Consider the following 6,394-nt stretch of genomic DNA (forward strand, 5'->3'; position numbering starts at 1 on the left):
TGCGGATCCGCATGCAGGGTGGTGTGGGGGCTGGAGGGTAAAGACCTCCAGCTACCCGATTAGATTTTTTGTGTTTTGAGTAATTGCTGAAATTTATTGGCTATTTCAACATGATCAGAACCATTAATCTTACTAAAATCAAAATCGAACTTAGCCTGTACTGATGATAACTGAAAACAAATGTGCACTAAATTTATGTCCATTTCAGCTTTGTAGTGATAAAGATCTATCATCAATGGAATATATTTATTTGCATAATATTTAACAAACATTCTCTCCTCAGACATCTCACTTAATTCAAGTAAAGCCAAGGAATATCGGGTAAGCCGAAGAGTCAGATTTTGTGTCATTGTCCGATATACGCCATCGGCTTCGCTTATTCCCAACTTTGTGAAATGTGGAACAAGTTCATCAATCGATAGTTCTGCGTTAGCGCACTGATTGAAATAGCCACATATATAATCTAAGTTAGAGCGCTGGGCTAGTTTATTTTGAAGCATTACAATTACTTCTTGGGGAGTCATTTTTTGAGATAAAATGTTTTTCAACTCATCTTCACACCGACATAATTCATTAACTAATTGGCCTTGTACAAAAGCTAATCTCGTCCTGTATATGTTATAAGCAACTGCCCAGATTGAAAAAACAGCTAATGCTGCAGAAATTAATTTTACTGGAAAAGAATACAGCTCAAGAAAAAACGAAAAACCATTAGAAGTAAAATCCCATACGAGGTTTTTTTCCGAAAAGGCAATTAACACAGAGCTAGAAAGAGCAAAGGTGTTAAGGAGTACTATACACCCCCATAAAATTAAGTTTGTAGCCTTCATTGCATTTTTGTTCATTGTCACCTCAAAAATATAACGCTTGGCATAAGGTGCGCCACGACCAACTCACCGAGCCCACTGAACTCCACACCAAAACCGCCGAGTGTAACAAGTCACCTTGATGCCTTTGTGTACGCCCAGCATGGGTATGAACTAATGAGGTGAGAGTCCTCTGTAGGAAAATCACCATTTAATCATCAACTTGTTGATATTAAATGTTAACTACTAGCGAATGGCAAGGGCTTTTCCGCGAGGAATGGTCTGAAGGAAGCCGCGAGCAAAACTGCGAGCTGATGAACAAGAACATCATACTAGGCGTAGGTCAGAGGCGAGTTGGCACAAGACGACGAAGCCAAGTGATTTAATGACCACCGTAAATGATGCAGTTGTGCAGTGAAAGTCCATGTCCTTATCTGGGGAGATCTGCTTAACAAGCGATTGTTAACCTAACCAGCTTGGCCTCTGGTTCAACAGGTCTGGCGCGTGAGCATCATCAACTCACGCGAGCGAAACCGATGAACAACGATAGCGCTTTACGAGGTAACTCGTTAAGTGATTAAGCAGAAGTCAGCAGACGGCATAGTAGCCAAACGCCCATCGTAATGGTTGGGACAAGGTGAAGGCCTGAACATTTAGAAGAAGGAGGAGTCTTGTCAAACTTGTCGATACCCACTACGCCGACAGGCGATTACTATCAACAGCGTAATGATAGGCAACCATCCTTCAACAGCGATCTATTCACTCAATTGCTCCGATCTGAAAATTTACAGCAAGCATGGCGTCAAGTTAAAGCCAACAAAGGTGCGGCAGGTATCGATGGCATGACCATCGACGCCTTCCCGCTTTGGCTACAACAAGGGGGCTGGCAGCAATGTAAATCTCAATTAGAGCACGGTGAATATAAACCCTCAGCGGTCAGACGTGTAGAGATTGATAAACCCGATGGCGGTAAACGCAAATTGGGGATCCCTACCGTTATTGATCGAGTGATACAGCAAGCCATTGCTCAAATACTCACCCCCCTGTTTGACCCCTTCTTTTCGACTAACAGCTTTGGCTTTAGGCCGAATAGAAATGCCAAACAAGCGGTACTGAAAGTACGGGATACCATTAAACAGAAACGAACATTTGCTGTCGATGTTGACCTGTCTAAATTCTTTGACCGAGTTAATCATGATCTCTTGATGACTCAACTGAAGGAAAAGATACAGGATAAGCGTCTACTGGCGCTTATTGGTAAATACCTCCGTGCCGGTGTGATGGTCAACGACCAATTTGAAGCAAGCTCGGAAGGTGTGCCTCAAGGTGGTCCACTCTCGCCATTACTATCAAACATTATGTTGGATAGTCTGGATAAAGAGCTGGAAAACAGAGGGCATCAATTCGCCCGCTACGCGGACGACTTCATTATTCTGGTGAGGTCTCAACGAGCGGGAGTCCGCGTGCTAAAGAGCATTACTCACTACCTCGCCACGACGTTAAAACTGGTTGTTAATGAACAGAAAAGCCAAGTGGTTAAGGTAGCTCAAAGCAAGTTCCTTGGTTTCACCTTTTCCCGAGGTAAGATCCAGTGGCACGCTAAAACGGTACGTATTTTGAAACAAAAGATAAGGCGACTCAAAAACCGAAACTGGGGTGTCAGTATGAGTTATCAATTATTTAAACTACGGCAATACCTGCAAGGCTGGATTAATTACTTTGGCATCGCTAACGCTTATCAAGCGTGTGTCGATTTAGACCAGTGGATACGTCGACAAGTACGTATGTGCTACTGGCGTCAGTGGCGTAAACCACGGACAAAGGTGCAAAACTTACTTAAACGCGGAGTCTGGATCCAAACTGCCGTTGGTTGTGGTATCACAAGCAAAGGGCCGTGGCGAAGTTCGAAAACACCTGGGATACAGCAAGCACTGAGTAATGATTACCTTAGGAAAGCGGGATTATTTTCACTGAAAGACGGATGGATCGCTGTTCAATATCCAAACCAGAAGATATAAGTTAGGCGTTCTGAATGAACCGCCCTGTGCGGATCCGCATGCAGGGTGGTGTGGGGGCTGGAGGGTAAATACCTCCGGCTACCCGATTATGTTTAACTCTCACATACAGTAATGCTCTTTTTTAATGATTCCAATTTTATATTTACACTCATAATACAAAGGGCAACACGGCTATCCAATTTATCTTCACTCCATTTTTTTTCAAAATGTTGATACGTTAAGTCATTCTTCCTTACATATTTTATTAGATCATCAATTTTATGAGAAAGCACAGCAGAGTCACCTAGTTTGTGTGCAAGATAATTTCGTAATTTATTTAATTTTTTTAAAGCCTTCCATACCCACGGAGTTTTATCGCTCTCAGGAGTTATAGCTTCAGCTAAGCATATCATTTGATGACAATCATAAGACGCGCCATCATTGCCATTTAAGGCGGAAGAATGAGGCAATTGTAATTTGACTATTTCTCGAATGTGCTCCTCTATGAGTAAATGCCCTTTTAATATTTGTAGAGTCATGTCAGCATCAAAAGGAAAGTGCTCCATAAATCTTTCTTGATAAGTTTTTTTCAATTCTATTTCCTTAAACATAACATTTTAATATCGTGCCAGCACGAATTTATGCATTCAGCATATCTCAACAACCCCATCTAACCAACTGAAAATTATGCATATAATTTAGGTTGAATCTAATTTCTAGTTGAAAACCGTGCAAGCACATATTGCTTCCAATTCAAGGCATGTTATCAATCAAAAACTTCCCTTTAGTTCTCTATTATTCAATAGTTTAGAAATAGTTGAACAACATATTCGTGCGTAAGTGCGATTGAAGGTTAGTCTGTTGTGGATTAGAACATTTAGCTACATTGTTGGAACTCTAGGCATGAGGAAAAGTTGCAGGGTTTCAAACTGAGTTCAATCCCTCTCTGGTTCACTTTTGGGCAGAAATCGTTTAGGTGTATAGCTCTCAATAACTTGTGTCAGATTAGGAAAGTAACTTGAAATCTTACAGATAAAAAGTGTGCTAAAATCAACCTATTTACATAATTATCTTTTGTTATTCCGCTGCTAGCAACAGATCTAATTTTTTCTTTGCGTAGTACTCTAATAGTTTCTGCCCACCGTCAAAAATTGACTTGAACGGTGCATCCTTAAGCTCCGTCGCTAGTTTATTAAGTATCTCTTTATTAGTTAGCGATTTAGAAAAGTCATGACCTTTTTGAGTAAGGCGGAACTTCTTGTTTTGTGAACGATAACTGCCGTCACCATTGAGCAAGATACCAATTGTGGCTAAACCCAAATTGTCTCCGTTGACGTCACTTATGAGGCGACTGTCTAGCATGAGTTGAATATGAAACAAAAAACTTTCATCTAGCATTGGAAAACCAACTTCTATGCCAGCCAAATCAAACTCTTCTAGCTCCACCATTGCTGTGTCGGATTCAAGAAAAACAGAACACAACGTTGACATATATTCCAGTTTTATCTGCATATTACCTCTTGTTTTATAAAGTATTGTTATAACTTCCTCAAGGAGTCCCCAAATTTTTCACGGATACCAGCTTCTTCAATAGAGTATTGATAGGCAACATAAAATGCTGCCGCAAACATAGCTAGAGCAGCCAAAAATGAAAAGTTTGCAACTAAAGCTAAGACTGCAACGATAAAAGATAAAAGGCTCCACGTATGAAATCGTTGAACGCCGACATATTCAGAATCCAACGCAGTACCTTTACCAGCTAGTTTGTTATTGAATGCGATAAAAGCAATAACACTATTCAAACTTAGGCTCACAGCAAAGGAAAACGTCGATAATTCAAGAAGAAACGATTTGGAAACATCAACATTTCCGCTCAAAATAGCCATAAAGTAGGTGAAAGATGCCGCAGAAAAACCAGAACTCAACCAAATATAGCCGTCATATTTCTTCATTATTGTAAGTTTCTCCCGAGAGTTATAACACTCCATACCAAACTAACTACATAGTCCGCTATTAGTAAAAGTAGGTCAACTGATGGCAAAAGAAGTGTGTCCTAAATCTTGGGCTAGCAAACAATGGGGCAGAAATGAGCTAGAGCTACTACTCTAATGATTCATTAGAACGAATAGCAGCGTACCGATGCGATCGCTGCCATTTTAAGAGGATACTTTATTGCTTGCTATTCATGGAAACAGGAACGTAATACTTTCTTGGGCTATATAAGGGGTTAAAGGAACGTTTTTGTGCCCAAGCAGCAGCCAATGAATACCTAGTCTAGAATAAAAACATTTAACCCGTTCCTACTCTCTCGTACTGGCCTTATACCTGAAATTACATTCACTCTCGATGGATATCCTATGCCGAGATTAATATTTCCAGCCTTGAAATTGCAAGGCTTTTGGAATAGGGCTGTAACAAGGGTATTCAGTTTGCAGACCATATTCAAAAATAACCGAAGTTGACATTGCAAATGAAGATGAATAATTATATCGAGTAAACCTTTCAGGATTATTCTTCGCCGTCTTTTCAAGCACTGTCCAGATCATATCTTCAAGAAATTCAGGGTGGCGATTCGGATCGAGTGCCATCAAATCACGCATACAGAACCAGTTATTACCTCCTAGCTCTTGTTGGCGGGTAGCATTGCCGAAATATGCTTCTTGTAGTGCTCGCAGATGAGCTTTCAGAATTTTTGATTCCAGGGTGTCCGTCTCGTCAATGTGCTGCAAGAAGTAGGGCAGTTTGGTGATGTCTGCCATTGCTCTTTTAGGCATAGCTAACGTTGCTGTGTCATATTGCTCATGTATCTCGCTCAGCAGTTGAGTGAGCTCGGGAGAGTGGGGTTGAGCTTGCACGCTCGCACAAGTAAGCAGCAGTAATGGTAAGACTGTTTTCATGGTCATTTCTCCTTTAGATACCTGATCATAATACCAGTATTTAGGCGGTGCATAAAGTTCTTTTTTATGCACCTAGTTAAGTATTATTCTTTCGAGTTTTGTGTGTATCTTGGCACCGCAGGATAGGCTTGGTCGGAGGTGACGTATTCCGTCCTTTCGGGTCTAGTGATCTCCTTTTCTACCTGCGACTTGACTGTCAGTTCAATCATCGGCTCAGGTTTGATGATGGGTTTCTGCGCTTCCTCTTGTTGAAGTTTTACATCATCGGTAACCCCATCAAAGCGCGCTTGATTAAAGAGTCCGCCCGTTCCCTTGGTATGCAGCATCTCGGTGCGGGTGTGTGCCACGGTATCGACGGTACTAGCCCATCCTTTCTCCATCGTGTTGTTTTGCTCGGGTGTCAGTTCTGGTTGTTGGGTTGGGGTGGTGGTTTCATGCGCTTTCTCCATTGTTGCCACAATCTTCGCCGTGTCACCATCGAGTCCCGCCATGGTGGTGAACTCTTCAGTGCGTGTGTAGTATTGCCATTGCTCTTTCGCCTCGGCAATATCTTCCGGTTGGTAAGCGGTCATTAGGCGTTGGACGTCTGGTTTGTGCGGAACTGTGTTCTCCAAGTAATTCTGGAAGCCTTGAATCGCGTTGGCCGTAAAGCTGGCACTGCCAGAGTCTAGGCGCGTTTGAGTATTCGAGAGGG

6 protein-coding genes and 1 pseudogene are annotated in these 6,394 nt (G+C 41.8%); 1 reads left to right on the forward strand and 6 read right to left on the reverse strand.

What is annotated here, in order from left to right; genetic code table 11:
- Nucleotides 1-59: 59 nt before the first annotated feature.
- Entirely contained in the window at nt 60-845 is a 786-nt protein-coding gene (locus tag ACED60_RS24885) for a hypothetical protein (protein WP_371728677.1), read from the reverse strand.
- Nucleotides 846-1,477: 632 nt separating this feature from the next.
- Here ACED60_RS24885 and ltrA point away from each other — a divergent pair.
- The gene (gene ltrA, locus ACED60_RS24890) at nt 1,478-2,824 is read left to right on the forward strand and encodes a group II intron reverse transcriptase/maturase (RefSeq protein ID WP_371728678.1); all 1,347 of its coding nucleotides are present in this window, start codon (nt 1,478-1,480) and stop codon (nt 2,822-2,824) included.
- Nucleotides 2,825-2,916: 92 nt separating this feature from the next.
- Here the strand turns inward: ltrA and ACED60_RS24895 are convergent, their stop codons facing one another.
- The 5 genes and pseudogenes from ACED60_RS24895 to ACED60_RS24915 form a co-directional block, all read right to left on the reverse strand.
- Nucleotides 2,917-3,396: a hypothetical protein gene (locus ACED60_RS24895; RefSeq protein WP_371728679.1), complete on the reverse strand. Its 480-nt coding sequence runs from the start codon at nt 3,394-3,396 to the stop codon at nt 2,917-2,919.
- 484 nt (nt 3,397-3,880) lie between these two features.
- The gene (locus tag ACED60_RS24900) at nt 3,881-4,315 is read right to left on the reverse strand and encodes a DUF2513 domain-containing protein (protein ID WP_280605265.1); all 435 of its coding nucleotides are present in this window, start codon (nt 4,313-4,315) and stop codon (nt 3,881-3,883) included.
- A 26-nt stretch (nt 4,316-4,341) separates the two neighbouring features.
- Entirely contained in the window at nt 4,342-4,755 is a 414-nt protein-coding gene (locus ACED60_RS24905; protein ID WP_371728680.1) for a hypothetical protein, read from the reverse strand.
- 414 nt (nt 4,756-5,169) lie between these two features.
- On the reverse strand, nt 5,170-5,700 hold the full coding sequence (locus ACED60_RS24910; RefSeq protein WP_371708654.1) for a hypothetical protein: 531 nt from the start codon (nt 5,698-5,700) through the stop codon (nt 5,170-5,172).
- 83 nt (nt 5,701-5,783) lie between these two features.
- Nucleotides 5,784-6,394: pseudogene (locus tag ACED60_RS24915) on the reverse strand (conjugal transfer protein TraG); the annotation flags it as partial.

The sequence above is a fragment of the Vibrio sp. 1F279 genome, from assembly GCF_041439815.1.
GTDB classification, from domain to species: Bacteria; Pseudomonadota; Gammaproteobacteria; order Enterobacterales; family Vibrionaceae; genus Vibrio; species Vibrio tasmaniensis_A.

Coding starts and splice junctions, on each gene's coding strand:
- ACED60_RS24905 (WP_371728680.1), bottom strand. CDS start 4,755: ATGAAGAAATATGACGGCTATATTTGGTTGAGTTCTGGTTTTTCTGCG.
- ACED60_RS24885 (WP_371728677.1), bottom strand. CDS start 845: ATGAACAAAAATGCAATGAAGGCTACAAACTTAATTTTATGGGGGTGT.
- ACED60_RS24900 (WP_280605265.1), bottom strand. CDS start 4,315: ATGCAGATAAAACTGGAATATATGTCAACGTTGTGTTCTGTTTTTCTT.
- ACED60_RS24910 (WP_371708654.1), bottom strand. CDS start 5,700: ATGAAAACAGTCTTACCATTACTGCTGCTTACTTGTGCGAGCGTGCAA.